At 56.3% G+C, this 26,302-nt stretch carries 24 protein-coding genes; 15 read left to right on the top strand and 9 right to left on the bottom strand.

The window, feature by feature from the left end:
- Nucleotides 1–98: 98 nt before the first annotated feature.
- Nucleotides 99–1,034, bottom strand: coding sequence for a 2-hydroxyacid dehydrogenase (locus L1249_RS08430; RefSeq protein WP_228168311.1), 936 nt, complete (start codon nt 1,032–1,034; stop codon nt 99–101).
- A 299-nt stretch (nt 1,035–1,333) separates the two neighbouring features.
- Between L1249_RS08430 and doeA the strand changes: the two genes are divergently transcribed.
- The 8 genes from doeA (at nt 1,334) to L1249_RS08390 (ending at nt 9,160) form a co-directional block, all read left to right on the top strand.
- Nucleotides 1,334–2,533: an ectoine hydrolase DoeA gene (doeA, locus tag L1249_RS08425; protein ID WP_044628651.1), complete on the top strand. Its 1,200-nt coding sequence runs from the start codon at nt 1,334–1,336 to the stop codon at nt 2,531–2,533.
- Between the two features lie 26 nt (nt 2,534–2,559).
- On the top strand, nt 2,560–3,591 hold the full coding sequence (doeB, locus tag L1249_RS08420) for a N(2)-acetyl-L-2,4-diaminobutanoate deacetylase DoeB (protein ID WP_054640945.1): 1,032 nt from the start codon (nt 2,560–2,562) through the stop codon (nt 3,589–3,591).
- An 8-nt stretch (nt 3,592–3,599) separates the two neighbouring features.
- Nucleotides 3,600–4,076, top strand: a complete 477-nt coding sequence (locus L1249_RS08415; RefSeq protein ID WP_172514812.1) for an Lrp/AsnC family transcriptional regulator — start codon at nt 3,600–3,602, stop codon at nt 4,074–4,076.
- A 224-nt stretch (nt 4,077–4,300) separates the two neighbouring features.
- The gene (locus L1249_RS08410) at nt 4,301–5,797 is read left to right on the top strand and encodes an NAD-dependent succinate-semialdehyde dehydrogenase (RefSeq protein WP_228168310.1); all 1,497 of its coding nucleotides are present in this window, start codon (nt 4,301–4,303) and stop codon (nt 5,795–5,797) included.
- 187 nt (nt 5,798–5,984) lie between these two features.
- Nucleotides 5,985–7,418, top strand: coding sequence for an aspartate aminotransferase family protein (locus L1249_RS08405; protein ID WP_235253506.1), 1,434 nt, complete (start codon nt 5,985–5,987; stop codon nt 7,416–7,418).
- Nucleotides 7,419–7,550: 132 nt separating this feature from the next.
- Entirely contained in the window at nt 7,551–8,228 is a 678-nt protein-coding gene (locus L1249_RS08400) for a haloacid dehalogenase type II (protein WP_235253505.1), read from the top strand.
- A 63-nt stretch (nt 8,229–8,291) separates the two neighbouring features.
- Nucleotides 8,292–8,639, top strand: a complete 348-nt coding sequence (locus L1249_RS08395) for a putative quinol monooxygenase (protein WP_044630276.1) — start codon at nt 8,292–8,294, stop codon at nt 8,637–8,639.
- Between the two features lie 53 nt (nt 8,640–8,692).
- Complete coding sequence (locus tag L1249_RS08390; protein WP_044630275.1) at nt 8,693–9,160, top strand: S-ribosylhomocysteine lyase; 468 nt, start codon at nt 8,693–8,695, stop codon at nt 9,158–9,160.
- Between the two features lie 93 nt (nt 9,161–9,253).
- Here L1249_RS08390 and L1249_RS08385 read toward each other — a convergent pair whose 3' ends face one another.
- From L1249_RS08385 to L1249_RS08375, 3 genes are read right to left on the bottom strand one after another with little or no spacing between them, the layout of a single operon-like run.
- The gene (locus L1249_RS08385) at nt 9,254–10,075 is read right to left on the bottom strand and encodes a DUF3037 domain-containing protein (RefSeq protein ID WP_054641159.1); all 822 of its coding nucleotides are present in this window, start codon (nt 10,073–10,075) and stop codon (nt 9,254–9,256) included.
- Nucleotides 10,072–10,818 (bottom strand): HipA family kinase, encoded by a 747-nt coding sequence (locus L1249_RS08380; protein ID WP_228168307.1) that lies wholly within the window; start codon nt 10,816–10,818, stop codon nt 10,072–10,074. The genes L1249_RS08385 and L1249_RS08380 overlap by 4 nt, the downstream gene beginning before the upstream one ends.
- Before the next feature lie 2 nt (nt 10,819–10,820).
- Nucleotides 10,821–14,294 (bottom strand): class I SAM-dependent DNA methyltransferase, encoded by a 3,474-nt coding sequence (locus L1249_RS08375; protein ID WP_235253504.1) that lies wholly within the window; start codon nt 14,292–14,294, stop codon nt 10,821–10,823.
- Between the two features lie 171 nt (nt 14,295–14,465).
- Here L1249_RS08375 and L1249_RS08370 point away from each other — a divergent pair, with 171 nt between their 5' ends.
- A complete protein-coding gene (locus L1249_RS08370; RefSeq protein WP_235253502.1) occupies nt 14,466–15,503 on the top strand; it encodes a CNNM domain-containing protein in 1,038 nt (345 codons plus the stop codon).
- A gap of 102 nt (nt 15,504–15,605) precedes the next feature.
- A complete protein-coding gene (locus L1249_RS08365; RefSeq protein ID WP_044630270.1) occupies nt 15,606–16,256 on the top strand; it encodes a peroxiredoxin in 651 nt (216 codons plus the stop codon).
- 60 nt (nt 16,257–16,316) lie between these two features.
- Here the strand turns inward: L1249_RS08365 and L1249_RS08360 are convergent, their stop codons facing one another.
- Nucleotides 16,317–16,586 (bottom strand): sigma factor, encoded by a 270-nt coding sequence (locus L1249_RS08360; protein WP_082051476.1) that lies wholly within the window; start codon nt 16,584–16,586, stop codon nt 16,317–16,319.
- A gap of 56 nt (nt 16,587–16,642) precedes the next feature.
- Between L1249_RS08360 and L1249_RS08355 the strand changes: the two genes are divergently transcribed.
- Entirely contained in the window at nt 16,643–17,419 is a 777-nt protein-coding gene (locus L1249_RS08355) for a ZIP family metal transporter (RefSeq protein WP_044630269.1), read from the top strand.
- Between the two features lie 2 nt (nt 17,420–17,421).
- Here L1249_RS08355 and L1249_RS08350 read toward each other — a convergent pair whose 3' ends face one another.
- Nucleotides 17,422–18,435: an isocitrate dehydrogenase gene (locus tag L1249_RS08350; RefSeq protein WP_044630268.1), complete on the bottom strand. Its 1,014-nt coding sequence runs from the start codon at nt 18,433–18,435 to the stop codon at nt 17,422–17,424.
- A 502-nt stretch (nt 18,436–18,937) separates the two neighbouring features.
- On the opposite strand from L1249_RS08350, the gene L1249_RS08345 reads away from it, so the two are divergent.
- From L1249_RS08345 to cfa, 3 genes are all read left to right on the top strand, one after another.
- Entirely contained in the window at nt 18,938–20,428 is a 1,491-nt protein-coding gene (locus tag L1249_RS08345; protein ID WP_235253501.1) for a SulP family inorganic anion transporter, read from the top strand.
- Nucleotides 20,429–20,447: 19 nt separating this feature from the next.
- Nucleotides 20,448–21,305, top strand: coding sequence for a universal stress protein (locus L1249_RS08340; protein ID WP_058577479.1), 858 nt, complete (start codon nt 20,448–20,450; stop codon nt 21,303–21,305).
- 156 nt (nt 21,306–21,461) lie between these two features.
- Nucleotides 21,462–22,616: a cyclopropane fatty acyl phospholipid synthase gene (gene cfa / locus L1249_RS08335; protein ID WP_054641161.1), complete on the top strand. Its 1,155-nt coding sequence runs from the start codon at nt 21,462–21,464 to the stop codon at nt 22,614–22,616.
- 93 nt (nt 22,617–22,709) lie between these two features.
- Here the strand turns inward: cfa and crcB (L1249_RS08330) are convergent, their stop codons facing one another.
- Both crcB (L1249_RS08330) and crcB (L1249_RS08325) read right to left on the bottom strand, forming a co-directional pair.
- Entirely contained in the window at nt 22,710–23,105 is a 396-nt protein-coding gene (crcB, locus tag L1249_RS08330) for a fluoride efflux transporter CrcB (protein WP_172416453.1), read from the bottom strand.
- Nucleotides 23,106–23,118: 13 nt separating this feature from the next.
- The gene (gene crcB / locus L1249_RS08325) at nt 23,119–23,496 is read right to left on the bottom strand and encodes a fluoride efflux transporter CrcB (RefSeq protein WP_172416452.1); all 378 of its coding nucleotides are present in this window, start codon (nt 23,494–23,496) and stop codon (nt 23,119–23,121) included.
- Nucleotides 23,497–23,672: 176 nt separating this feature from the next.
- Between crcB (L1249_RS08325) and L1249_RS08320 the strand changes: the two genes are divergently transcribed.
- Nucleotides 23,673–24,527: a universal stress protein gene (locus L1249_RS08320; RefSeq protein ID WP_235253500.1), complete on the top strand. Its 855-nt coding sequence runs from the start codon at nt 23,673–23,675 to the stop codon at nt 24,525–24,527.
- Nucleotides 24,528–24,585: 58 nt separating this feature from the next.
- Here L1249_RS08320 and L1249_RS08315 read toward each other — a convergent pair whose 3' ends face one another.
- Nucleotides 24,586–26,271, bottom strand: a complete 1,686-nt coding sequence (locus tag L1249_RS08315) for a 2-isopropylmalate synthase (RefSeq protein ID WP_235253499.1) — start codon at nt 26,269–26,271, stop codon at nt 24,586–24,588.
- Nucleotides 26,272–26,302: the final 31 nt, after the last annotated feature.

Genomic DNA, 26,302 nt, shown 5'->3' with positions numbered 1-26,302 from the left:
GTGTTGCAAAGGCTCCTCCTCCCTACAGTGTGTCGTCCTAAGAGCCTTTAGCGAGCGCTTGGTTCCGTGTGCGAGTATAACGAGCGTGGCGTTAAACGTCAGTAGCCCATGTCGGGGTTAACGGTAGCCAGAGTTTCACCCGCCTCAAAGGCGTGCAGGTACGAAATCACTTGATCAATGGCATCGTTAAGCGGTGTGGGGGCCGCCATATGCGGAGTGACGATGACCTTAGGGTGCTGCCAGAGCGGGTTGTTTGCCGGTAGCGGCTCTTCATGGAAAACATCCAGCAGTGCTCCGCGCAGGTGCCCTGGCTGGCCGTCATGGCCCAGTGCGTCCAGCAGTGCTTGCTCATCAATCAAGCTACCACGGCCTGGGTTAATGATGCTGGCACCTTTCGGCAGTTGTGCCAGCCGTTCGGCGTTAAGAATGTGCTGGGTAGCCGCTGTATCGGGGAGAATGGTTACTACGCTTTGCGCTTGGTTCAGTAGCTCGTTTAAACCGTTCTCGCCATGCAGGCAGCGCACGCCGCTGATCTGTTTGGGGGTACGGCTCCAGCCAAGCACCGGGAACCCAGCCTGTTGAAGCGCGCTCGCCACATAGCTGCCGATAGCGCCTAGCCCTAATACACCCACCGGCCAGTTCGCTTTATCCGGCACCGCATGGGGCTGCCACTGGGCATTTGGCTGCTGAGCGGCGTAGCGGTCCATGCTGCGGTAGAAGTGCAGCACGCCGTAAAGCACATAGTCGGCCATCAATTCGCTCATGCCTGCATCGCGTAGCTTCACAATAGGGACATCCTTGGGGAGCCCAGGCGTCTTCAGCAAATAATCGACCCCAGCCCCTAGGTTAATAATGCCTTTTAGCTGCGTTTGTTCTTGCAGGAGGTGAGCGGGCGCTTTCCACACGGCTAGGTAGTCGGCGTTGGCCCGTTCGCTGGCGGGGGCATCACTGGTAAGCACGGTGGCCTCTGGAAGCGCCTCTGCAATAGCGGCCTGCCACTGGGCCGCGTCATCAATATGCACTACGACTTTCATGTTATCTCCTTGTACTCAGTTAATAATGCATGCTGACTATCATGGGCGAGAGGAGCTTAATACCGCAACCTGAGGGCATTATGGAGAACGCTGTCAACGTATAGATAAAGCTAACGTTAACAGCATATGAAATTTTTGTAATAAAGGCTTTGACCGGCAGCCAAGGGGGGGTGCTAGTATCGCCTTAAGACGACATTGGCGGGCCAACAGCGGCGGTGGCCAGGTCGATCCTGTGGCCCAGCGCAGTGAGCCTTAGGGCATGCGCTGGTTCTTAGTGATCTTTGATGGCGAGTTGCCCGATGACTGAGGTTTCCCTGCCTTTCACTCGTGAAGAGTATGCAAACCGCCTGTGGAAGGTGCGTGCTGAAATGGCCGGTCGTGGTATTGACGTATTGATCGTCAGCGACCCCTCCAACATGGCGTGGTTAACCGGCTACGATGGTTGGTCATTTTATGTTCACCAGTGCGTGCTGGTGGGGCTGGAAGGCGAACCCGTATGGTTCGGCCGCCGGATGGATGCCAATGGTGCACTGCGCACCTGCTGGATTCATCCCGATAATATTACCTACTACCCGGATTACTACGTCCAGAACCCTGATATGCACCCGATGGAGTATCTGGCGCAGTCGATTATGCCGGACCGTGGCTGGCATATCGGTGTGGTGGGCATGGAGATGGATAACTACTACTTCTCCGCTAAAGCGTATCAAAGCCTGCTGAAAGAGTTGCCCCATGCGCGCTTTATGGATGCCAACTCGCTGGTGAACTGGTGCCGGGCGATCAAGTCGCCTCAAGAAATTGCTTATATGCGGGTAGCGGCCAGAATCGTCGAGGGGATGCACTCGCGCATTCTTGAGGTGATTGAGCCTGGTCTGCCCAAGAGCAAGCTAGTATCGGAGATTTATCGCGTGGGTATTGAGGGCTTTGTCGATGAAAACGGCAAAGTATTTGGCGGTGATTACCCCGCCATCGTGCCCATGTTGCCCACCGGTAAAGATGCAGCCGCACCCCACTTAACCTGGGACGATACGCCATTTCGCACCGGCGAAGGCACCTTCTTCGAAATTGCCGGGGTGTTCAAGCGCTACCATGCGCCTATGTCGCGCACGGTGTTTCTCGGCACGCCACCGGTTGATTTTATCCGTGCGGAGTCGGCGCTGCTGGAAGGTATCGAGAATGGCCTAGCGGTTGCCAAGCCCGGCAACCGCACGGCAGATATTGCCATGGCGCTGGGTGCGGCGATGGATAAATATGGCTTTGACCGCGGTGGTGCCCGCTGTGGTTACCCCATCGGTATCTCTTACCCACCCGACTGGGGCGAGCGCACCATGAGTTTGCGCCCCTCGGATGAAACTATCCTGCAGCCCGGCATGACCTTCCACTTCATGCCCGGCCTATGGGTTGATGACTGGGGCCTGGAGATTACCGAAAGTATCCTAATAACCGAAGATGGCTGTGAAACCCTGGCGAATTTCCCCCGCCAGCTGTTCGTCAAATAGCCGCGTGATAACACAAGGGAAACACAATGACGCTTCAACCGAACCAACTGCGGCCAAGCCCCATTTCCGCCACCGTTGATTTCGACGCCGATGGCGTGCAGCACGGCTTTTTAAAACTGCCGATTTCCACCGATGAGTCGGCTTGGGGCGCGGTGATGATCCCCGTCACGGTAGTAAAAAATGGCGAAGGCCCCACGGCACTGCTCACCGGTGGCAACCATGGCGATGAGTACGAGGGCATCACTTCGCTGTTGAAGCTCTCCTCGACGCTGAAAGCGGAAGACGTGACCGGACGCGTGATCATCGTGCCCTGCATGAATACCCCAGCGGTGATGGCGGGCAAACGCACCTCACCCATGGATAAAGGCAACCTGAACCGCAGCTTTCCTGGCGACCCTAACGGCACGGTGACCTCGCAAATTGCCGACTACTTCACCCGTGTGCTGGTGCCCATGAGCGATGTAGTGCTCGACCTGCACTCCGGCGGCCGCACGCTGGATATTCTGCCGTTTGGCGCCTCCCACGTGCTGGATGACAAAGCTCAACAGCAGGCCGCCCTGGAAGGGGCTAAAGCGTTTGGTGCGCCTTACGCCATGGTGATGTTCGAGCTGGATGCCGAAAAACTCTTCGACACCGCCTGCGAGCGCCAAGGCAAGGTGTTTGTGGCGACCGAACTAGGCGGCGGCGGCACCTCTACGCCGCAAAGCATTGCCATTGCCGAACGTGGCGTGCGCAACTTCTTGATTCATTATGGCTTGGTAGAGGGCAGTGTAGAAATGCCCGAAGGCGGGCAAATGTACCTCGATATGCCAGATGCTAGCTGCTACGTGCAGAGCCAGCATTCGGGTGTGTTAGAGCTGCTGGTGGCACTGGGTGATGAAGTGAAGAAGGGCCAAACCATCGCTTATGTCTACGATATGACCCGCAGCGGCACCGCACCAGTGGCGTACAAGGCCGAGCGCGATGGCATTCTCATGGCCCGCCGTGCGCCCTCGCTGATCAATATGGGGGATACCCTGGCGGTGATCGCCGATGTTGTCGAACGCCTGGAGGCGTAGCCCCCGGCATGATGAAACTGGACCGTTTTGATCTCAAAATCCTCGATATCCTCTCCCGGGACGGGCGAATCACCAAGTCTAAGCTGGCCGAGGCGATTAACCTCTCGGTCAGCCCCTGTTGGGAGCGGGTGAAGCGCCTGGAGAAGGCGGGTGTGATCGAAGGCTATACCGCGCGCATCAATGCCGAGGTATTGGTGCCGCGTAACCCGGTGTGGGTGCAGATCGAGCTCAAACAGCACAACGCCGAAAGCTTTGCCCGCTTTGAAGCCTTGGTGATGCAAACTCCCGAGGTGACCGAGTGCGTGGCCGTCGGCGGTGGCGTCGATTATCTGGTGAAGTTCGAAGCCCGCACCATCGATAGCTACCAGCGCTTGATGGATAAATGGCTGGTATCGGAGGTGGGCATTGAGCGCTACTTTACGTATATCGTGACGAAGACTGTCAAGCATCAGCCGATTGGCATCGACCCCAGCGCTGCGCTTTAGCCGCTTTGCCTTGCGGCCAAAAAAAACCATCATAAAACGTCTTGCCACAAAAAAAGTGCCGGAAAACACCGGCGCTTTCAAAAACACTTCGTGGCGATTCTCCCTTACGCTAGGCACATCGATTTAGCGCGGCCCTTGAGCCGCGATGGATGATCCTTTTGATGTGCACGGTGTGTCGCCTCTAGCAGGCCTCATCGTATTGGCTGCAACCTGGGGAGGTGCCCATGACCACACTATCGACCACGCTTGCTAAACGCCTGGAAGATCCGCGCCTGTTCCGGCAGTACGCCTACGTGAACGGCAAGTGGACCCATGGCGAAGGTGGCCGTGAAGAGGCCGTGTACGACCCGGCAACCAACGAAGCCATTGGCCATATTCCGCTGCTGGAAGCAGAGCAAATTACCGCTGCTGTGGATGCCGCCGAAGCGGCGTTTGTCCACTGGCGGGCACTGCGCGCCGACGAGCGTTGCGAACGCCTGCTGGCCTGGTACGACCTCATTCAAGCCAACCGTGAAGACCTCGCCACGATTATGACCCTGGAGCAGGGCAAACCGCTGCCCGATGCCCGTGGTGAAGTAGAGTATGGCGCAAGCTTTGTGCGTTGGTTCGCGGAAGAGGGCAAGCGCACCTACGGCGAGACCATCCCTAGCCACATTCCCAATGCATCGCTCGGCACCATTAAAGAGCCGGTGGGCATTGCCGCGATGATTACGCCGTGGAACTTCCCGCTGGCGATGATCACCCGCAAAGCCGCTGCCGCGCTGGCCGCAGGCTGCCCGGTGATTGTGAAGCCCGCCAACGAAACGCCGTTCTCGGCGCTGGCGCTGGCTGAGCTTGCTGAGCGAGCAGGCATTCCCGAAGGTATCTTCAACGTGGTATTGGGCGAGCCTGCGGAAGTCTCCAAGATTTTGTGCAACGAGCCGCGTATTCGTGCGCTCTCGTTCACCGGCTCCACCCGCGTTGGCCGCCTGCTCATCGAGCAAAGCGCTAACACCGTGAAGCGTCTTTCACTGGAACTGGGTGGCAACGCGCCGTTTATCGTCGGGCCAGATATGGACCCGAAAGAAGCCGCCTATGCTGCGGTAGCGGCCAAGTTCCAAACCGCTGGGCAAGACTGCCTTGCCGCTAACCGGATTCTGGTACACGAATCGATTCACGATGAGTTCGTGGCCCAGTTCACCGAGCGTATGGCGGCCCTCACCGTGGGCAATGGCCTGCACGGCGAAGTTGATCTTGGCCCGCTCATTCACCGCCAAGCGGTCGAAAAAGCAGCCGCGATTGTGGACGACGCGATCTCCCAAGGCGCCACCATGATCGCGGGCGACCAAAGCCAAGCACCGGGCGACAACTTCTTTATGCCCGTGCTGCTGACCGGTGTGACACCGCAAATGAAAGTATGGCGGGAAGAGAACTTTGCCCCGGTGGCCGGCATTACCGCTTATAGTAGCGACGACGAAGTGATCGAGATGGCCAACGACACCGAATACGGCCTGGCCGCGTACATCTACACCCATGATATTCGTCGTATTTGGAAGCTGATGCGCGCACTGGAGTACGGCATGGTGAGCGTCAACTCCGTGAAGATGACCGGCCCGCCCGTGCCCTTCGGCGGTGTCAAACAGTCCGGCCTTGGCCGTGAAGGTGGCGCTACAGGTATCGATGAGTACCTGGAAACGAAATACTACTGCCTGGGCGCGCTGGGTTCGGTATCGGGCAGCTAGGTTTAGGAACCACAGCATCGCGCGCTGAAGCGCCCTCCCACAACACCCGCTGAGGTGCTTGAATAGGCCCTGTGGGAGGCCGGCTCCGCCGGGCGAAGGCACCGCTAGGTGCCCAACATTACGTCAGTCACCAAAGATAAAACACCCTCCCCAACAGTGGGGAGGTTTATTGTAAAGAGAGAACGTTATGAGCTTGCATCAGGATCTGATCGAACGCGACCGTAAAGTCACCTTCCACGCCTCTACCCACCTGCGTGACTTCGCCCACGGCGACGCACCGGGCCGTGTTATTACCGGTGGTAAAGGCATTAATATCGTTGATAAAGATGGTCGTGAGTTCATCGACGGTTTTGCGGGTCTTTACTGTGTGAACATCGGCTATGGTCGCACTGAAGTGGCTGAAGCTATCTACAAGCAGGCGCTTGAGCTCTCCTACTACCACACCTACGTAGGCCACTCCAACGAGCCGCAAATCGAGCTTTCCGAGCGCGTGCTGAAAATTGCAGGCCTCAACATGTCCAAAGTCTACTACGGCATGTCCGGCTCTGACGCCAACGAAACCCAGCTCAAAATCGTGCGTTACTACAACAACGTCCTGGGTCGCCCGCAGAAGAAAAAGGTCATCTCGCGCATGCGCGGTTACCACGGCTCTGGCATCGCGTCTGGCTCGCTGACCGGCCTGAAGGCGTTCCACGACCACTTCGACCTGCCCATCGATACCATCCGCCATACCGAAGCGCCGCACTACTACCTGCGCGCCGCCGAGCAGCACGGCATGACCGAGCGGGAGTTCTCTGCCTATTGCGCGGATAAGCTCGAAGCGATGATTCTGGAAGAGGGCCCGGACACCGTTGCCGCCTTTATCGGCGAGCCGGTACTTGGCACTGGCGGTATCGTGCCGCCGCCGGAAGGCTACTGGGAAGCGATTCAGCCGATACTGGACAAGTACGACGTGCTGCTAATTGCCGACGAAGTGGTATGTGGCTTCGGCCGTACCGGCTCCGACTTCGGTAGCCACCACTACAATATGAAGCCTGACCTGATCACTATCGCCAAAGGTCTGACCAGCGCCTACCAGCCGCTGTCTGGCGTGATTGTCGGCGATAAAGTGTGGAAAGTGCTTGAGCAGGGCACCGGTGAATTCGGCCCCATCGGCCACGGCTGGACCTACTCAGGCCACGCCCTGGGTTGTGCTGCTGGCCTTGCCAACCTGGATATCATCGAGCGCGAAAACCTGGTGGGCAACGCGGCAGAAACCGGCGCTTACTTCCAGCAGCAGCTGAAAGCCACCTTCGAAGGTCACCCGCTGCTGGGCGACGTGCGCGGCGTAGGCCTGATGGCTGCGCTGGAATTCTCTCCGGATGCCAAACAGCGCCTGCACTTCGACCCCTCGTTGAAGGTTGGCCCGCGTGTCGCCGCTGCCGCGCTGGAAGAGAACCTGATTGCCCGCGCCATGCCCCAAGGTGACATTCTAGGTTTTGCGCCGCCGCTGACCATCAATCGTGGTGAAGTGGACGAGATGATTGGCCGTGCCAAACGTGCCATCGACCGCGTGACCGATGAGTTAGTGCGCTCCGGCGACCTGAAAACGGGCCAGCAAGAAGCCGCTTTTACCGTTTAATCGCCTGCGTTAGCCGTTTAAGCGCCGCTGCTGATGCAGCGGCGTTTTTGTTTTTGTTCACGGCTGTTTTTGATCGCGGTGTCTATGCTGAATACAGTGAATAGACAATGGATCGTTAAGGAGGCGTACACAATGCAACCGGTACTAGCCTTTGATGTATACGGCACGCTAATTGATACCCAGGGGGTAACCGTTGAACTGGAACGCCGCCTAAGCGATGTCACCAAGGCAGGCGAGTTTGCCAAACGCTGGCGGGAAAAGCAGCTGGAGTACAGCTTCCGCCATGGCCTGATGGGGGCTTATGTGCCCTTTACCGAGTGCACGCGTGAAGCGCTGGTGTTTACCGACCGCGCGCTACAAACCGACCTTTCCGATAACGACCGCGACCACTTAATGGCCGTTTATGCGGAGCTGCCTGCGTTCCCAGATGTGGTGCCTGCGCTGGACCAACTGCGCGATGCGGGCATCCGCTGCGTGGCCTTTTCCAACGGCACGGAAGAAGCTGTTAGCCAACTGCTGACTCGCGCAGGTGTGAGGAGTCATATGGATGTCGTGATCAGTGTCGATGAGGTAAAGCGCTTCAAGCCCGACCCCGCCGTTTACGCCTACCTACGCACGTGGCTAGAAACGCGCCCGGAAAACACCTGGCTGATCTCTAGCAACCCCTTTGATGTGATTGGCGCGGCCCACGCGGGCCTGCGTAGCGCCTGGGTACGCCGCCATTCGGATGCCCCCTTCGACCCCTGGGGCATTGAGCCGGATATGACGGTACCTGAATTAGAAACGCTGGCGGAACGGATGATGCGATAGGTTGGTATCTACCGCTATCGGCCCCATAATGGTGGGCAGAACCCTCCTTACATGGAACACAATATGTCGAAAAAAATCTACTGCATCGCTAGCTTCAAACCCAAGGCCGGTAAAGAGGAAGCCGTATTTAAAGCGCTGCAGACGTTAGAACCCAATACGCACCGCGAAGATGCCTGCTTGCACTACACGGTGACTCGCCAGATCGATAACCCGTTTGCCCAAGGCACTAGCTACCCGATTGTGTTCCATGAAATTTGGGCCAGTCGCGAAGAGTTTGAAGCCCACTGCCAGCGTAAAGAGATTCAAGACTTCTTCGCCAAGCACGTTGAGTCGCCCGATGGCGACATTGAAGACGCCAATGTATGCGTTTACACCGATGAACCGTGGAATTTCGACGCTCCCAAGGTGTAACCGCCTTCAGCGTGTAGAATAGGCGAGCGAAAGAGAGCGACGACGGAGCCACCATGACCGAAAAGAAGATGAACGTTGAAAGCTTTAACCTGGATCACACCAAGGTAAAAGCGCCCTACGTACGCTTGGCCGATATTAAAGAGGGCCAGAACGGCGACCGTATCCACAAGTATGACCTGCGGATCTGCCAGCCCAACAAAGAGCACATGGAGATGCCCGCGCTGCACTCCCTGGAGCACTTGATGGCGGAAATGTCGCGCAACCATACCGATAAAGTGGTCGATATCAGCCCGATGGGCTGCCAGACCGGCTTCTATATCGCGCTGATTAACCACGATGATTACGACGATGTACTATCGATCATCGAGAAAACCCTCAACGACGTACTAACCGCCACTGAAGTGCCCGCTTGCAACGAAATGCAGTGCGGCTGGGCCGCCAGCCACAGCTTGGAAGGCGCCCAGAAACTTGCTAAAGGCCTGCTGGCCAAGCGCAGTGAGTGGACGGAAGTGTTTGCGTAAGCAGCCTTGAGTCGATTCAGAACGCAAAACGCCCCCGTCTGGGGGCGTTTTAGTGTGAGCTTGAAAAACTGAAGGCACCTAACGCTGTGTTGACTAAAAAGGTGCTGAAACTGCCTTGAGAATGCTGTGTTGTCCAAGTTGCTCTGGCAGCACACGTGCTGAGTACTCGCCCTCTATTTCTTGGCAAATCTCTCGGTATGCTTGCAATTTAGGGCCTTTTTGTACCTTCGGTGCCTGACTAATAAACACCATATCGTCAGGGTTATGGCCAGAAATTTTAAGGCGGCGTAAATGCGCTAGCCACTTATCACCCTTCTCAATAATTTTGCTGGCGTCATCCAAATCAAAACTGATGGGTTTGATGGCCTGTCGTATGTGTGCGCCTTCTTGCCAGACGAACGGCAACTTTACGCGCACGATATCGTTTCCCAGCGTTTGCTCTGTGTAACGACGGTTCAGCGATTTTAGCCATTGCGTGACATCTTTGGTGAGCTGCTCTTCTGGTGATGCTACGTGCTTAAAATCATGATGAACATAGCGGTTGAATAGCTCATCAAGCGCTGCTTGCGGGTCTTTAGCGGCTAGCGTGCCTGGCCTGCTAAAGCGAAACATGGCTTCACGAGGCTCTATTAAATCTTTGAAAATGCGCAGCTGCACCTCAGGTTGGCCTTGGTGCTGGTTGGCTAGATCAACCGTCCTCTTGAGCTCTGTGACGAAATGTTGGCGTGCCTGAGTAAACACTTTTGCTGGCAGTTTATCGAAAAATTGTGTGATGCGTTTGCGAGCAACGGTTTCAACGCGTTGAAGGAACACGCCGTTATTGCAGAGCATGATGATTCCCAGGTTCGCGAACTCACCCGTATCCAGGTAGGGCTGAAAGCGCAGCACTGCATAATTACAAATAATGGCGCTCATATCAGGCTCCAGAAGGAAGGATCGCGTAACCGTGCTAATAGATTGAAGCGCTCTGCCAGTGAGGGGTGTATCTCTGAGGTGTCATCGTCTATATCGTGATAGAGCCACTCCAGAGGAATCGAATCGATGATCATATCCCAATCGTTCAGGGCCGCGTCAAGCACCGCCTCGTGGCGTGCGCGTACTTCCAGGTCCGCAAAACATGCACGTTGATGGCTAAATACATGATTTTCAAAATCGCCGTTACCGTTGATAGGGTCGAAAGCTAGATTATGATCAATCACTACCAAACCGTTCACTGAGCTCCATAGCAGGTTGACGTTGCCTCCTTGAGCGCTCAGGCGACGATCCTCATTGTTAACCCACATATCGAATAGCAAAAGCCGCTGCTGAATCACTTCATCGACTTCTGAGATTTGTGAAAAAAGCAGATCCTGGCTATGCGCAGCGACCTTAGAAGCGAATGCTAGCCCGCCTTTCAGATCGGAGGCGCGAGGCTCCATGGAAAAATCTAGCATGCCTGCTGGAAATCGCATCAAAGCGTACTCAGCGATGGGCAATTCACACCGCCGTGCCAATTCAGCGCAAATGAGCTCAGCGACCAATGACGGTTGGCCAACGCCATGGATACCTTTGACCACGTACTGCTCATCCATAACATCACGCACAATAAATGGCTGAGTGCGGCCTTGAGTTGATTGGCGCAGAATCTCCTTGGCTTCTACGATGCGGGGCTTTTCCATCATCACCTCACCAGCCGCCAGTGTTCATCATCCTGCTGGGCTTGGCCGAGGGCGGCGAGGGCGGAGAGTACCTCGTTGACGCCTTTTAGCGGTTTGCGTTTGAACTGGGCGGCCAGGCTTTCCGCGCTGTGGGGGCTTTGGGCGAGCATGTCGCGTAGCAGCGTGACCTGGGTGGCGAGGTCTTTGGGCCAGGTGGCTTTTGTTTTGTCGGCGGCTGGGGCGCTGGCCTCAGCCGTGGTGCTTTGCAGCTCGGTTTGGGTGGGGGCGGCTTCTTCCGGCGCTTGGTACTCCGGGCGTAGCCAGCGCACCTTGCCTTGCGCTTCTTCAGCGGCGCGCTGTTTGTTGAGCGCCACTAGGCGCATTAGTAACTCTTCTTCGGCTTCTGCCTGGGCGGCGGGTTTATCCGGCAGGGGCGTAGTGGCTCCGGGTAAGCCCACGAGTGCTTTTGTCAAGTCATCCCAGCCGTAGGCGTTAAATACCGCGCGGTCTAGGGCGTCATGGTCGGCAAGCAGGGTGCTGACCAAGCCTTGTTGGTTGATGGTTTGCTCTTTGGCGTTGAGCTCTTCGCCTGCGCGCAGCTTCTCCATCACGTTGTACATACCGGTAAGCGTGAGTGTGGGGTGCTCGGCCTGCTGACGCTTGCGGTGAGCGTCGATCTGCTCGGCCAGTTGGCCGATCTGCGCCGCCTGCTTGTCGGTCAGTTCTGGGAAAGGGAAGGTCTCGAAACAGCGGGTTTTTACATAAACTGAATCGTTGCCAACACCCAAACGGCTACCAGCCGCTAATGACCAGAGTATATGCAAGCGGCTTGATAACAGCCCAAACTCTTCACCCTTTTGCAGAGCAATATTGATTAGCTTGTTGTCCGGTAAAATATCAGCATCCAAAAATGTAAACAGGCGGTGTTTAGCTGTTTCGACAGTAGCGATATAACGGGGAAGGCCATTAGCATAACGGCGCCAATCTTTTCTCGCTTCCCCGAAAATCCACCACTTATTGCGGTAAGTGGCACGCTTGTTCTGGTCTCGCTCAGGTTTAACGCGTTCGAATATCCATTGATAAACAGACGGGAACTGCCACTTTACTTCGTCGACGGTTAGACCAAAAAGGTCTATTACTTTGACGCCACGTGGGGTTTGGGTGAGGTCGCGACCGTTGCGGTAATTGCGGATTACTTGGTTAAGTGTTGGATTGTTATCCAGGCCAAGCTGGTTGGCTTCTTCTGGAGTTACAATAAAGCCAGCGCCAATCAGCTGCACGCCTCGTGAGGCTATTGTTGAGTTTGCCAACAATGGTTGGGCTCCCGCCACATCTGCCCCAATTGTTAAGTCAGCAAACACCTTACCCTCGCGGCGGCTTAGTGCCACATTGCGGGCTTCGCGGCCTTCATCGCTGTTTTCATTAGTCACTTGCTGTAGCAGCCCAGGCGCTTCGCCTGCGCGGCCCACGGTCATGGCGATGCGCACAGCGGCACCGTCGTTGCCATCGACCCAGGGGTGGTCGGGAATCGCGAAGGTGAGCGAGAGCGGCTTTTTAGCATCGTTTAAATGTGGTTCCAGTACGCGGCGGTTGAAGGTTTGGCGCAGGCTGTTGGTGGTAATAAAGCCAAACTGTTGAGCGTGGCCGTTGCGCACCGCCTCGGCGGCAATGTGCCACCAGTACATCACAAAATCGGCAGATTCCGGCACCGTGCCTTTAAATACCTGGCGCACGGCGTCTACATAGCCATCGCCAAGGGCGCGGCGCATGGTAGAGGCCCCAATAAACGGCGGGTTGCCGACAATGTAATCCGCTTCTGGCCACTCGGCACGCCTGGGGTTGTGGTAGCGGTACACGGGGGTGCGGGCGGCTTCATCGGGGATCAGCTCGCCGGTGGCGGGGCTTTTCTTCATGCTGATGCCGTCCCAGATGGTGACTTCTTTGCCTGCGTCATCCAGCAGCGGCTCGCGGCGTTCAAATTCTATCAGCGCATCGCGGTTTTCGATGTTGTGGAAGTCTTTGAGAATTGGCTCGGGCAGGTCGAGCTTGCCGTTAATGCGGTAGTGCCACTGCAGGTAACCAATCCACAGCACAATTTCGGCAATGGCGGCGGCGCGGGGGTTAATTTCCATGCCGAGGAACTGCTGTGGCGAGACGGTAAAGCCTTCGGCTTCCAAGGAGTCTTGCCCGCCGCTGAGGTCGGCAATCAGGTTTAACACCTCACCTTCCAGGCGCTTCATGTGCTCAAGCGCCACATACAGGAAGTTGGCGCTGCCGCAGGCGGGGTCCAGCACGCGTACTTGGCAGAGCTTGTGGTGAAAGGCGCGCAGGCTCTCTAGCGCTTTATCGGTTTTGCCTTTCTGGTTGTGGGTTTCCGCGACCACCTGGGCGGTGGCCCACTCCCGGCGTAGCGGTTCAATCAGCGTGGGCATCACCAGCCGCTCGACGTAAGCGCGGGGCGTGTAGTGGGCACCTAGTTTGTGGCGTTCGCGGGGGTCTAGGGCGCGCTCCAGCAGCGTGCCGAAAATGGCCGGTTCCACAAAGCGCCAGTCGGCTTTGGCGGCATCAATCAATAACTGAATTTGTTCGGGGGTGAGCGGGATGGGGTCGATGCCTTTAAACAGGCCGCCGTTAAAGCGCATCACCTTGGCCGTGAGTACGCCGCTAAAACCGCCGCTGTTCATGCTTTCCCATAACGAGCCAATGGCGTCGGCAAAGTGCTCGGGGGTCTCTTTCATGCGGGTGAGGAAGTCGGTAAAGCTGTTTTTAGGCAGTAGCTCTACGTCTTCACTGAACATGGTGAACAGGCAGCGCTTCAAAAAGTGCGCCACGCGGTCCACTTCGTAACCATCGGCTTCCAGCGCTTTGGCAAGCTGGGCTAGCGTTGCGCTGACTTCACGGGTCACGCGGGCAGCGTATTGGCTCGGGTCTAGGGTGTCGGGCGCTTCCCACAAGGCTTTTAGGCGTTGTTGAACCTCAGGTTGGCGCAGGTCTTCCAGCTTGATGCGGTAGTTGCGCGGGTCGGGGAAGGGCACATAGGTGCCGCCAGAGCGCGAAAATTCCGAATACAGTGCCAGGGTGCGGCCCACATCCGTTACCACAATAAACGGCGGGCGGCCTTCGTTGGCGGGCAGGGCGCGCACGTACTGGTCGGCTTGGTTATAGGCCGCCTGCATGGCTTTGTCCCAACCTTTGGTTTCTAGCCCTTTGCTGGTTTGCTTGGCTTCCAGTACAAAGGCGCCGCGCTTGTAGAGGTCGATAAAACCGCGGTTCTCGCTTCCGTCGGGGTTTTGAATATCTACCCGGCGCTCAAAGGTGTAGGCGTTTTCACTGTTGTCTTTGCTGGCGGGGTCGGGCGTGGGTAGCGCCAGCAGTGCGCATAGCTCTGAAAGGAACAGCTGGTAGTTGGCCTTTTCGGTGCCGGTGGTGCCCTTCCAGCGGGTAATGAAGGTCTCAACAGCTTCAGGCGTAGCAACAGCAGCGGGCGCGTCAAACATCAGCAAGCATCCTTTCAGGCAGCAGTATTTAACAAGGTTATTTAACTAGATTAAGAGAGGTTAGATGTTAGCATGGGTATCTAAGTGAAAAAGCCCTTTTGTTGAACCGCCACTTGCTTCTGGCGGTCAGTGCCCCTATAACGCATTTATCATCAACTACATGAGCCTTCCATGTTCCTCCTCGTCACGATTGCCACCTTTTCAATCGCGTTCTCCTTTCTGTGTTCTATTCTTGAGGCAGCGCTGCTGTCGATTACGCCGAGCTATATTGCCAAGCAAAAAGAAGACAATCCCAAACTTCACACCGCGCTGACCAAGCTGAAAACCAATATCGATCGGCCGCTTGCCGCGATTCTGACGCTCAATACGATTGCTCATACTGTCGGGGCAACGGCGGTGGGTGCTCAGGCAGCGGTCGTGTTTGGTGAGGCATCCATTGCGATTGTCTCTGCCGTGATGACCATGCTGATTCTGATTCTTTCAGAGATCATCCCCAAGACGATCGGTGCTACCTACTGGCGTGGCCTAGCGCCGCTGTTGCCGAAGTTGCTCAACCCGATGATTATGGGTCTGCTGCCGTTTATTTGGATGTCGGAGCAGATTACCCGCCGCTTAGGTAAGTCAGAGCATGACGTGGATCTGCGCGATGAGATCAAAGTGCTGGCGCGGGTTGGCCTGGAACAGCAAGTGTTGGACGCCGATGAGTCGCGCACCATCATCAACATGCTCAACCTGCACGAAATTGCGGTGAGTAAGGCCATGACGCCTCGCACCGTGTGTGAGACCGTGCCACCGAACATGTCCGTTAGCGAATTTGACGAGCAGTACGGTAAAGCGCCGTTTACTCGCTTCCCGGTGATGGATAACGGCGAACAGGCATTTGGCTACGTACACAAGGCGGATATGTACCATGCCGACGACACCAAAACGATGCGTGAGCTGATGCACCCCATTGGTAGCGTCGAGGTGTCCAATAATGTGGAGCAGGTATTTACCTCCATGTTGAAAGATCACCTGCACATGCGGGTGGTTTACGATGAGCACGGCACTTTTGTAGGGCTGATCACGCTGGAAGATATTATTGAGACCATTCTCGGCCAAGATATCGTCGATGAAACTGACAGCGTGGCGAACCTGCGCCACTATGCGAAACAGCGTTGGGTCAAACGTATTAAACGCGAAGATAAGAATGTGAAACCAGCAGAGTGAACGCTGCCATAACCTCATTGTCTTAGTGTGAAACGTTCTATAGTGAAGGCGTTGAAAGTCATATAAGGTATGAGAGCCACTTCACTTTAACGAGGAGCAACGATGTCATTACGTATCAATGCAGTCGTACCTGACTTTGAAGCAGAAACCAGCCAAGGGCCGATTCGTTTTCACGATTGGATCGGCGATAGCTGGGCGATTCTCTTCTCGCACCCCAAAGACTTCACACCGGTGTGCACCACTGAGTTGGGCGCAGTAGCGAAACTGAGTGCTGAATGGGAAAAGCGCGGCACTAAGGTAATTGGTGTTTCTGTTGACGGCGTGGAAGACCACAATCGCTGGGCAGGCGATATCGAAACCGCGAGCGGCAGTAGCGTGGGTTTCCCCCTCATTGCTGATGAAGACCTCAAAGTCTCCAAGCTGTTCGATATGCTGCCGGAAGATGCCTACCTGCCCGATGGCCGCACGCCAGCGGACAGCGCCACCGTGCGTTCGGTCTTCATCATCGGCCCGGATAAGCAGCTAAAGCTCTCCATGACCTACCCGATGACCGTAGGCCGTAACTTTGCCGAAATTTTGCGTGCGCTGGATGCGCTGCAAACCACGGCAAAGCATGGGATTGCCACCCCGGCGGATTGGACGGTCGGCCAGGATGTCATCATCCCGCCCAGCGTCTCAGACGAGGACGCCAAGCAGAAATTTGGTGAGTTTGACACCGTGCTGCCTTACCTACGCAAGACCAAGCTGCGTTAATCGCGCGACAAGCAGTCGATTGGAAGCCCCGCCAGTGCCACTGTCGGGGCTTTTTTTATGCTAGGCGGGTTCTTCTAGTGGCTGCCAGCGCCCCTGTTTTTTCTGGTGGCGTAACTGATCTAGAATCTTGAATTTCAAGATGCCAAATACCCAGGTTTCAAACTCTGAGCGGCCTTCAAACGTCGTGCTTTTTTCAAAGGCGGTCAGTAAAGTTTCTTGAACGGCATCTTCGGCGGCGGCTGAGTCCCTTAGCTGTAAGCGCGCAAAGGCAAGTAGGCGAGGGCGCATGTAGCTGAAATGCGTGGCGGCCAGTGAAGCGGTGATGGTCACAGTGTCCCCTTGTCGTTGCTGGTTCCTTCTCATCGCACATCGAGTTTACGATATTCATGGAAAATACGCTGTTATTAGGATTTTTAGGCAGTTTGGTGGCTGGGCTATTGACCGCCGTGGGGGCGTTGCCCGTGCTGCTGGGCAAAACGCCAAGTCGGGGGTTTCGTGATTTAGCGCTGGGCTTTGCGGCCGGGGTGATGCTGGCGGCTTCGTTTTTTTCCCTGATCATTCCTGCCCTGGAGGCCGCAGAAATCTATTACGCCGGCGGGCCGGTGCCCGCAGCGCTGGTATGCACTGCGATTTTGCTCGGCATGGGGGCCATTGCGCTGCTCAACGAAGGTTTGCCGCACGAACACTTCCAGCAGGGGAGAGAGGGGCCGGAAGCCGCTTCGCTGCGTCGGGTATGGCTGTTTGTGTTTGCCATTGCAATTCACAACCTGCCGGAAGGCTTGGCGGTCGGCGTTGGCTTTGGTGCCAATGGCTTAGAGGGCGGAATGCCGCTGGCAATTGGGATTGGCTTGCAGAACATGCCGGAAGGGTTAGCGGTAGCCGTGGCGCTGATGGGGGAAGGCTACTCCAAGTGGCGCTCCTGGTCGATTGCGGCGCTGACCGGGCTCATCGAGCCGATTGGCGGGCTGTTTGGCGCCAGCGTCGTCACCGTTTCTCAAGTGCTGTTGCCCTGGGGCCTGGCGTTTGCTGCGGGTGCCATGCTCTACGTGATTAGCCACGAAATCATTCCCGAAACCCATCGCTGTGGCCACCAGAAGAAAGCGACGTTTGGCCTGGCGATGGGCTTGGTGATCATGCTGTTTCTCGATGTATGGCTGGGCTAGGCTCAGCCTTTTAGGTGCTCCACCAGCGCCTGGGCGAAGGTATCGGTGGTGCCGGTGCCACCCATGTCGGGTGTGACCATATCGCGGCGTTTTTCCAGCACGGCGCGAATCCCTTGGCGAATTGCGTCACCCTTGGCAGTCATGCCGAGGTGGTCGAGCATCTGGGCGGCGGCAAGCAGCAGCGCACAAGGGTTGGCAATTTTCTTGCCTGCAATGTCGGGTGCCGAACCGTGTACTGCTTCGAAAATCGCCGCTTTTTCACCGATGTTCGCCCCTGGGGCCAAGCCCAAACCGCCCACGAGGCCCGCGCACAGGTCGGAGAGGATATCGCCGAACAGGTTAGTGGTGACGACCACATCGAATTGGTGAGGGTTCATAACCAGCTGCATACAGGCGTTATCCACGATCATCTCTTGGAATTCGATCTCGGGATACTCGCTGGCCACTTCACGGGCAACGTCTAAAAACAGGCCGGAGCTGGTCTTGATGATGTTGGCTTTGTGAACGGCGGTGACCTTCTTGCGACCATTCTGTTTGGCTAGCTCAAAGGCGTAACGCACGATGCGCTCGGAGCCTTTGCGGGTCACTTTGATCACCGAGATGCCGGTATTGCCGTCGTCGAGCATCTCTTGGCCATCGGAGAGGTAAGCCCCTTCGGTGTTTTCCCGCACGGTGATCATGTCGATATCATCGTAGCGGGAGCGGGTGCCCGGAAAGCTGATGGCGGGGCGCACGTTGGCATAGAGGTCAAAATGGCGGCGTAACTGCACGTTGATGGATGAAAAGCCCTTACCAATCGGCGTGGTGAGCGGGCCTTTCAGGGCAATGCCGTGCTTTTCAATGGCATCCAACGAGGCTTGTGGAATCAGCGTGCCGTGCTTTTCAAGCGCTACCAGACCTGCGTCGATAAACTCGTAGTTCAGCCCGCACTCAAGGGCGTCTAACACTTGCAGGGTGGCGTCCATTATCTCAGGGCCGATGCCATCGCCTTTAATCACTGCGACTGTCTGGCTCATGTGCGGTTCCTCTCGTTGGTAGGGTAGAAAGTGGCGAGGAAAGGGCGGTGGGGCCGCCGTTTGAGTGCCATGGTAAGCCAAGCTTAGAGGGAAGGTCATCGTCTAAACGTCTAGGGTGGCGGGTGCGAATTGGCCTGTTTGCTGGTAGAATGCCGCGCTCAAGGCGACTGGAACGCACTTAGCTGCCGCCATCTCGCCTGAATAACGATGTTAAAACAGCAAGGTTTATCTGTAATGATCAATGCAATGGCAGCCGTTGCTCTGCCGACACCAGGGCTGATGACTCCACCCTAGGTTCTCCCTCCTTAATTAGCGCCATAACGCTCTTCGCGTTATATCGGTGCTATGGCACCCCGTTGCCGCTATTTGGCTATCGGCGCGTTTGCGTCTTCGATTGGTAGCATTCATCCGACAATCTATTACTAACGTGCGCTCTTGTGCTGCCTTTGTGTGCGGCTGCGGCGCGCAATGTCTTTAACCCCCTAACCATTGGACTCCCTGAATGGCACTTTTCAGTAAGCATGAGTGGTTCTCTAACATTAAGGGCGACACGCTCTCAGGTATTGTCGTCGCGCTGGCGCTAATTCCTGAAGCGATCGCCTTTTCAATTATCGCGGGCGTGGATCCAAAAGTGGGGCTTTACGCCTCGTTCTGTATCGCGGTGATTATCGCCTTTACCGGTGGCCGCCCCGGTATGATCTCTGCGGCCACCGGTGCCATGGCGCTTTTGATGGTAACGCTAGTGCGTGAGCATGGCTTGGAGTATCTGCTGGCGGCCACGCTGCTGACCGGCGTGCTGCAAATCATCGCGGGTTACCTGCGCCTGGCGGAACTGATGCGCTTTGTCTCTCGCTCGGTGGTCACCGGGTTTGTAAATGCGCTGGCGATCCTGATTTTTATGGCGCAACTGCCGGAGCTTACCAACGTGACGTGGCACGTGTATGCCATGACGCTGGCCGGCCTGGGGATTATCTACTTGTTCCCTTATTTGCCGGTGATTGGCAAGTCGATTCCTTCCCCCCTGGTGTGCATCGTGGTGCTGACCGCAGTGTATATGGTGAGCGGTATGGATGTTCGCACCGTGGGAGATATGGGCGAGCTGCCGGATACGCTGCCGGTTTTCCTATGGCCGAACGTGCCGTTAAATCTTGAAACCCTGACGATTATTTTTCCCTACGCCGTGATGCTGGCAGTGGTGGGCCTGCTTGAGTCGATGATGACCGCCACGATTGTGGATGATCTTACTGATACACCCAGCGATAAAAACCGCGAGTGTAAAGGCCAAGGGGTGGCTAATATTGGCGCTGGTTTAATGGGCGGTATGGCTGGTTGCGCGATGATTGGCCAGTCGGTGATCAACATTAAATCGGGTGGCCGGACGCGTTTATCGACGCTGATTGCGGGCGTGGTGCTGCTGCTGATGGTGGTGTTCTTGTCAGACTGGGTATCGCAAATTCCCATGGCGGCGCTGGTCGCGGTGATGATTATGGTCTCGATTGGTACCTTTAGCTGGGAGTCCATTCGCGATCTGAAAAAGCATCCGATGAGCACCAATATCGTCATGCTGGCGACTGTCGCGGTGACCGTCGGTACCCATAACTTAGCGATGGGGGTTTTTGTCGGCGTGCTGCTGGCGGCGCTGTTCTTCGCCAATAAAGTTAGCAACATCATGTACGTCGGCTCAAAAGAAATAGAGGCCGGTAAAGAGCGCGAATACCAAGTGGTTGGACAGGTGTTTTTTGCCTCGTCTGAGCGCTTTATGGCCGCGTTTGATTTCAAAGAGAGCATCGATAAGGTGATCATTAACCTATCGAAGGCGCACTTCTGGGATGTGACCGCCGTTCAGGCGCTTGACCGCGTGGTGATTAAATTCCGCCGCGAAGGCACCGAGGTTGAACTGGTAGGCCTAAACGAAGCAAGCGCCACCGTGGTGGACCGCTACGCCGTTCATAACGACCCGGAAGCCGTTGAAAAACTGATGGGCGGCCACTAAGCCAGGCAAGGAGAACAGCATGACTGAACACGTACTCGCCGCCATTGACGGCTCCCAATTTGCCGAAGGCGTTTGCGACTATGCCGCCTGGGCAAGCCTGGCCCTGGGTGCACCGCTAAGCTTTGTGCACGTTGTAGATAATCACTCTTGGGCACCCGAAGAGCAAAACTTATCCGGCAGCCTGCGCTTCGGTGCCCGCGAAAAGCTGATGGAAGAACTCTCAGCGCTTGATGAGCAGCGTGCCAGGGTAAATCGTGAGCAAGGCAAGCTGATGCTCGAAGCGGCCAAGGCCAGGGCGGTGGAAGATGGGGTAAGTAGCCCCACGACCCGCCAGTTAAACGGCACGCTAGTGGAAACACTGGTAGAGCTGGAAAAAGACGTGCGCCTGCTAGTGGTAGGCAAGCGCGGCGAAACCGCCCACCAGGCAAGTGGGCACCTGGGCGCTAACCTAGAGCGGGTGGTGCGGGAAATGCACCGCCCGATTTTGATGGTGCCGAAAGCCTTTCAGCGGCCGGAAAAGGTGCTGATTGCCTTTGATGGCAGCCAAACCGCCCGCAAAGGGGTGGAGATGCTGGCCCGCTCGCCGCTATTTGCGGGGGCAACCTGCCATGTACTGATTGTAGGAGCAGAAACAGCCGAGCACCGCAGTGAGCTGGCGTGGGCGCTAAACACTTTGCGTGAAGCAGGGCATCATGCAGAAGGCGCGATTCGCGCGGGTGAAGTGGATGACGCTTTGCAAGCTTACGAGCAGGAAAGCGGTATTGATCTACTGGTGATGGGAGCCTACGGGCACTCGCGCATTCGTCATTTGCTAGTAGGCAGTACCACCACGGCCATGCTGCGAAGCAGCCGGATACCTGTGTTAATACTGCGTTAACCGCTTATCAACATCGCTTAAGCCGGGCTGCTCGTAAGAGCAGCCCGGCTTTTTTGTGGGAGGTTGTTGATGCTGCAGTGCAATACTGTGCTATTCATACTATGCTGTTAGGCAGGTTGTTACCTATCCACTCTCTGGAATAGCGAGGAGCCTGCCGTGCCAACGTTGGAAAAATCGCCTATTGGCTTTGATGCAACCTCACCCTCTCACCGTTTTATTGCCGAGCTATTGCGCGAGGCTGACATTCAACTGGATGGGAGCCGCCCTTGGGATATACAGCTGTACGCACCCGGCGTTATCGATAGTGCTCTTTCGCGAGGTAATCTGGGACTTGGCGAAAGCTACATGCGAGGGGAGTGGGATGCCATACGGCTAGATGAGCTGTTTTACCGCATCATGCGTGCCCAGCTTGGCCAACGCATTAAGCCCACCCAGCTGATTTACCACTCGCTACGTTCACGCCTGCTCAACCGCCAAACAGCGAAGCGGGCGTGGGAAGTAGGGGAGAAGCACTACAATCTCGGCAACGACTTTTATGCCGCGATGCTCGACCAGCGGATGACCTACACCTGTGGCTACTGGAAACATGCCCAAACGCTGGATGAAGCCCAGGAAGCCAAGCTTGATCTTATTTGTCGTAAGCTCCAGCTAAAACCAGGGATGCGTGTTCTGGATATCGGCTGCGGCTGGGGCAGTTTTATGGGCTACGCTGCCGAGCATTATGGGGTGGAGTGTGTGGGCCTGACCATTTCTAAGGAGCAGGCTGAATTTGGGCAGCGGCTGCTAAGAAAAGGCTTACCGGTAGAGTTTCGCCTGCAGGATTATCGTGATGAAAGCGAGACGTTTGACCGCGTAGTGAGTATCGGTATGTTTGAGCACGTAGGTCATAAAAATTATCGCGAGTATATGAGTGTTGTTCACCGCTGCTTAAAAGATGATGGACTATTTTTGCTGCATACCATTGGTAAAAACTTAAGCAATACCGTGACCGACCCTTGGATTGATAAGTATATTTTCCCCAATGGTGAGCTGCCTACCTTAGGGCAAATCACAGACGCCGCCGAAGCACTGTTTGTTATTGAAGATCTACATAACTTCGGGGCTGACTATGATCGCACCTTAATGGCTTGGCACCATAACTTCGAAACCCACTGGCCGCGATTTAAAGAGCAGTATGGCGAGCGCTTTTACCGCATGTGGCGCTATTACCTGCTGGTGTGTGCAGGGGCTTTTCGCGCCCGGCAAATTCAGCTCTGGCAACTAGTGATGAGCAAGCAAGGGATACTTGGTGGATACTCCCGTGTTAGCTAACCACTCGCCCCGGCAGCAGTTTGTGGCAGCCACAGGATCAAGGAGAGATAAACCTAGGGCTGCTGCTGTTCGAGCGACCCGCGTATCAAAAGGTTAGGCCGCTGGTTGGTTTAAAAAGGCCAAACGCTCGCCCATCCAGGCGGCGAATACACAGAGGGGCAGGCTGCCTATGCCGTACAGCAGCGCCAGCCCCATACTGCCCTGCTGTGCCAAGTGCAGCGTTTCCAGGCTGAAGAGCGAAAAGGTAGTGAAGCCGCCGCAAAACCCTGCCACTAACAGCGGCTGCTGGCGCGCCAGTTTGCCATGTGGCGCGCGAGACGCTGTCGCGGCTAACCAGCCGATGAGGCAAGAACCCAGTATGTTTACCAATAGTGTTCCCCAGGGGAAGTGGCTACCCAGCACGGCCATAGAAGCCAGCGAAACGCTATAGCGAAGAACGCTTCCTATAGCGCTGCCAAGGCCGACGGCTAGATAGGCGTTGATACTCATCAAGGACTCCTTGCTAACCCTGGGCCAACCACCAGCCTAGCGCTGCCATGGCGATGCCTAATAGTAACGTAGCGACCATATTGAGCGCGGCGCGATTTGCTTGGCCGCGCTGCCACAGCTCAAGGGTCTGCAAGCTAAACGACGACACCGTGGTATAGCCGCCTAACAGGCCTGCTACCGTAAATAGCCAAAGCGACTGCGTATTAGCCACGCCGTAAACGCCTAGTAGCCAACCTGCTAATAGCGCTCCGCTAGCATTGACGCAGAGTGTTCCCCAGGGGAAGGCTTTACCCAGCGCATGAGCCATCGCGTTGGAAATGGCAAAGCGCCCGATACCCCCCAGTGCGCCGCCCAGTGCCACGAGTAATACGCTGGTGATGCCATGTCCCATGCTGCTCCTCGCCCTATGATGAATCTATTGATAGGTGGCTAATTGTAGCATCTGTATCCATCAAGGGCGGAGCGCCTAAAAACGTGCCGCTGACGGTGTTGCTGTCCAACGTCTTCGTGTACAACAGAGTCAGAATAACGACAACGTTTGGTGCACCCTCTCAAGGAGAAGCCAGTATGTCTGATTACGTGTTAGCAGCCATTGATGGGTCCCACTATGCAGAAAGTGTGTGTGACTATGCGGTTTGGGCAGCCACGGCGCTTTCGGCACCGCTGCGTTTTCTTCACACCGTTGATAACCACACGCAGGTGGCGGAGCCTGACTTAACCGGCCATCTAGGCCTGGGCACGCGAGAACATCTTCTGGAACAGCTCTCGGATATTGAAGAGCAGCGCGGCAAGCTTGCTCGCCAGCAGGGGCGCTTGATATTGGATGCCGCAAAAGCGCGGGTAGAAGCGGCTGGGTTTGCAGAGCCGCCCTGTATGCTGCGCAATGGCACCCTGGTGGATACCTTGGCCGAGCATGAAAAAGAGATCCGCTTGCTGGTGCTAGGAAAGCGAGGGGAAGCGGCCCACCAAGCCAGCGGCCACTTGGGCTCTAACCTTGAGCGCGTGGTACGTGAGCTCCACCGTCCCATCTTGATGGTGCCGAAGGCGTTTACGCTGCCCAAACGCGTGCTGATGGCCTTCGATGGCAGCAAAACAGCGCGAAAAGGCGTTGAAATGCTGGCGAAAAGCCCCTTGTTTGATGACGCATCATGCCATGTGGTGATTGTGGGCGCAGAGACGGCAGAGAATCACTCGCAGCTGCAGTGGGCTATGGATACCCTCCAGGCCGCAGGCCACCAAACCGAAGGCGCTATTCGCGCCGGTGAGGTGGAAGAGACGCTGCGCGCTTATAAGCAAGAAAAGGACATTGACCTGCTCGTGATGGGGGCTTACGGCCACTCGCGCATTCGCCATCTGCTGGTGGGCAGCACCACCACGGCAATGCTGCGTAACGCGCATTTACCGGTGTTGATACTGCGCTGAATTGCGGTTGACGCTAAACCCTGGCCGCCGCTATACCCCTTGGTGGCGGCCAGGCGGCTTACGCGAGGCTGGTGGCGGCCTCTGGCTGAGTGGTGCGGGTTGGTTGCGCTGCGTTAATCCCCGATAGCACCGCTTTAAGCGAGGCGCTGACCGTGTCGCTATCTTCCGCCACGGCACAGATGCGTTGCCCATCAATATTAAGCTGCACGAAGGCAATGGCGTTGGCCTCGCTGTCGCCGCCTAGCGAGTGCTCGCTGTAATCGAGAATGGCCACATGGGTGCCGGTATGTTTCTTCCAGGCGTCGGTGAATGATGACATCGCGCCATTTCCCGTGCCGGATAAGCGCAGCGTTTCGGCACCCTGCCACAGCGTCACATCGATACCTTCCTGCTGCCCCTTCGAGAGCCGGTAGTCGGCCAGCGCTAGGGGGGCGTCATGGGAGAAGTTATCGAACATCACTTGGCGAATCATCTCGCTAGAGAGCTCGCCGTTACGTCGCTCGCTCTCTTTCTGCACGTAAGGGGCCAGCGCTAGCATCATCCAGCGGGGCAGGTTAATGCCGTGGTCGCGCTCCAGTAGGAAGGCCATACCACCCTTACCCGACTGGCTGTTGACCCGAATGACCGCTTGGTAATCCCGCCCAATATCGTGGGGGTCAATCGGCAGGTAGGCTACTTGCCACGGCTCATCGGGTTTCTGGTGTTTGAGCGATTTGCGAATCGCATCCTGGTGGCTGCCTGAGAAGGCGGTGTAGACCATTTCGCCTACCCAGGGGTGGCGGGGGTGCATCGTAATGCCGGTACATTCGTGAACCACTTGAATGATCTCGTCTGGATTGGAAAGATCCAGCTCGGGGTCAATCCCCTGGCTGTAGAGGTTCATCGCCAGCGTGACAATATCCATATTGCCGGTGCGTTCGCCGTTACCCAGCAAGGTGCCCTCTACCCGGTCGGCACCCGCTAACAGTGCAAGCTCAGCCGAGGCCACGGCACCGCCGCGGTCGTTATGGGTATGCACTGAAATAATCACGCTGTCGCGGCGGCTAATGTGCTGGCAGAAGTACTCGATTTGGTCGGCGTGATGATGCGGGCCAGCCACTTCTACTGTGGTGGGCAGGTTAAGAATGCACTTGTTGTCTGGGGTGGGCTGCCAGACATCCATCACCGCTTCGCAAATAGCCAGTGAGAAGTCGATTTCCGTGCTGGAGAAGCTCTCCGGCGAGTACTGGAAGCGCCAATCAACGTCTGGATATTGCGCGGCATAGGTTTTCACCCAGGTCGCCCCTTGCACGGCGATATCGGTAATACCATCGCGGTCCATCTCGAACACCCGCTCTCGCTGAATGGTCGAGGTGGAGTTGTACAGGTGGATAATGGCGCGTTTAGCGCCCACCAGCGAAGCAAACGTTTTTTCGATCAGGTGTTCGCGGCACTGTACCAGCACGGCGATGGTGACGTCCTCAGGGATTTGGTCCTCTTCGATCAACCAGCGCACGAAGTCGTAATCCGGCTGGCTGGCGGAGGGAAAGCCCACCATGACTTCCTTAATGCCCACTTTAATAATCTGGTGCCAAAAGCGCTGCTTCTGCTCAACTGTCATGGGCTCCAGTAGGGCTTGGTTACCATCGCGTAGGTCTTCGCTTACCCAGATAGGAGCGTGGGTAAGCTCCCGGTCGGGCCACTGGCGGTTAAAGGCGGGCACCCGCGGAGCAGGGCGATATTTGCGATGATCAAAAGCAGCCATGGTAAGTTTCCTGAAAACGTTGAGTTGTTTG

Source organism: Halomonas sp. Cn5-12 (assembly GCF_021532545.1).
Taxonomy (GTDB): domain Bacteria; phylum Pseudomonadota; class Gammaproteobacteria; order Pseudomonadales; family Halomonadaceae; genus Vreelandella; species Vreelandella aquamarina.
The sequence above is the reverse complement of the archived record's forward strand: the minus strand, read 5'-3'. Positions and strand labels throughout refer to the sequence as shown.

Excerpts from the sequence above, each read along its gene's own strand:
- doeA (WP_044628651.1), top strand. The coding sequence starts at position 1,334 with ATGACTGAGGTTTCCCTGCCTTTCACTCGTGAAGAGTATGCAAACCGC.
- crcB (WP_172416452.1), bottom strand. The coding sequence starts at position 23,496 with ATGGGACATGGCATCACCAGCGTATTACTCGTGGCACTGGGCGGCGCA.
- crcB (WP_172416453.1), bottom strand. The coding sequence starts at position 23,105 with ATGAGTATCAACGCCTATCTAGCCGTCGGCCTTGGCAGCGCTATAGGA.
- L1249_RS08390 (WP_044630275.1), top strand. The coding sequence starts at position 8,693 with ATGACCGAAAAGAAGATGAACGTTGAAAGCTTTAACCTGGATCACACC.
- L1249_RS08400 (WP_235253505.1), top strand. The coding sequence starts at position 7,551 with ATGCAACCGGTACTAGCCTTTGATGTATACGGCACGCTAATTGATACC.
- L1249_RS08340 (WP_058577479.1), top strand. The coding sequence starts at position 20,448 with ATGACTGAACACGTACTCGCCGCCATTGACGGCTCCCAATTTGCCGAA.
- L1249_RS08320 (WP_235253500.1), top strand. The coding sequence starts at position 23,673 with ATGTCTGATTACGTGTTAGCAGCCATTGATGGGTCCCACTATGCAGAA.
- L1249_RS08355 (WP_044630269.1), top strand. The coding sequence starts at position 16,643 with ATGGAAAATACGCTGTTATTAGGATTTTTAGGCAGTTTGGTGGCTGGG.
- L1249_RS08365 (WP_044630270.1), top strand. The coding sequence starts at position 15,606 with ATGTCATTACGTATCAATGCAGTCGTACCTGACTTTGAAGCAGAAACC.
- L1249_RS08395 (WP_044630276.1), top strand. The coding sequence starts at position 8,292 with ATGTCGAAAAAAATCTACTGCATCGCTAGCTTCAAACCCAAGGCCGGT.
- L1249_RS08345 (WP_235253501.1), top strand. The coding sequence starts at position 18,938 with ATGGCACTTTTCAGTAAGCATGAGTGGTTCTCTAACATTAAGGGCGAC.
- L1249_RS08375 (WP_235253504.1), bottom strand. The coding sequence starts at position 14,294 with ATGTTTGACGCGCCCGCTGCTGTTGCTACGCCTGAAGCTGTTGAGACC.
- L1249_RS08380 (WP_228168307.1), bottom strand. The coding sequence starts at position 10,818 with ATGGAAAAGCCCCGCATCGTAGAAGCCAAGGAGATTCTGCGCCAATCA.
- doeB (WP_054640945.1), top strand. The coding sequence starts at position 2,560 with ATGACGCTTCAACCGAACCAACTGCGGCCAAGCCCCATTTCCGCCACC.
- L1249_RS08405 (WP_235253506.1), top strand. The coding sequence starts at position 5,985 with ATGAGCTTGCATCAGGATCTGATCGAACGCGACCGTAAAGTCACCTTC.
- L1249_RS08350 (WP_044630268.1), bottom strand. The coding sequence starts at position 18,435 with ATGAGCCAGACAGTCGCAGTGATTAAAGGCGATGGCATCGGCCCTGAG.
- L1249_RS08430 (WP_228168311.1), bottom strand. The coding sequence starts at position 1,034 with ATGAAAGTCGTAGTGCATATTGATGACGCGGCCCAGTGGCAGGCCGCT.
- L1249_RS08410 (WP_228168310.1), top strand. The coding sequence starts at position 4,301 with ATGACCACACTATCGACCACGCTTGCTAAACGCCTGGAAGATCCGCGC.
- L1249_RS08315 (WP_235253499.1), bottom strand. The coding sequence starts at position 26,271 with ATGGCTGCTTTTGATCATCGCAAATATCGCCCTGCTCCGCGGGTGCCC.
- L1249_RS08385 (WP_054641159.1), bottom strand. The coding sequence starts at position 10,075 with ATGAGCGCCATTATTTGTAATTATGCAGTGCTGCGCTTTCAGCCCTAC.
- L1249_RS08415 (WP_172514812.1), top strand. The coding sequence starts at position 3,600 with ATGATGAAACTGGACCGTTTTGATCTCAAAATCCTCGATATCCTCTCC.
- L1249_RS08370 (WP_235253502.1), top strand. The coding sequence starts at position 14,466 with ATGTTCCTCCTCGTCACGATTGCCACCTTTTCAATCGCGTTCTCCTTT.